Source organism: Microbacterium sp. ZW T6_19, assembly GCF_044987465.1.
In the GTDB taxonomy this organism is placed as follows: Bacteria; Actinomycetota; Actinomycetes; order Actinomycetales; family Microbacteriaceae; genus Microbacterium; species Microbacterium natoriense_A.
In genome coordinates this window covers 1-523 of the sequence record NZ_JBJDRH010000026.1, presented here as the reverse complement: position 1 = coordinate 523, position 523 = coordinate 1, and the positions used below count along the sequence as shown (strand labels likewise).

Genomic DNA, 523 nt, shown 5'->3' with positions numbered 1-523 from the left:
TGCGTGGCCCGTACGCGGGAAATCGTCGCGTCGCCGCCGGGCGCCGAGGTGTTCGATGACGAGTCCGGCCACGGCGGTCAGGCCGGCGGCATCGGCATCCCACATCTCCGGATGCGCCTGGAGCCATGCCGTGGTCGCTTGGCCGTGGAGGGTGACCGCGGGGATGCGGAGGTGCCCGGCCGTCAGGACGAAGACGATGGTGCGGTCGTGAGGGATCGTGGCGGCGTCCTGCGCGAGTGCGAGCAGGCCGATGTGGCCGTTCTCCTCGATCGCATTGCCGCCGTCGCTGTGCGTGACGACCAGGATGCTCTCGTCGGCGTGCGGTCCTGCGCCTGGTGACACGGCCCAGACCGTGTCCATCGTCGCTCCGTGGTGACGTGTCGCCTCCAGAGTGAGGGTCGCCTGGTCTCCGCGTCGTGCCGCAGCCAGGATGCGGTCGCCTTCCGATTCGGGGACCCATACGGCAGGCACGCCCTGGTGTGGGCGGGTGAACGGCAGGTATTGGCCCCGCGCCTCGTCGTCG

The 523-nt window shown here is 70.6% G+C and carries 1 protein-coding gene; it reads right to left on the bottom strand.

Translation table 11 applies throughout. The features are described from left to right. On the bottom strand, positions 1-523 hold a 523-nt coding region (locus tag ACI3KT_RS18515), incomplete at both ends, for a hypothetical protein (RefSeq protein ID WP_404905876.1).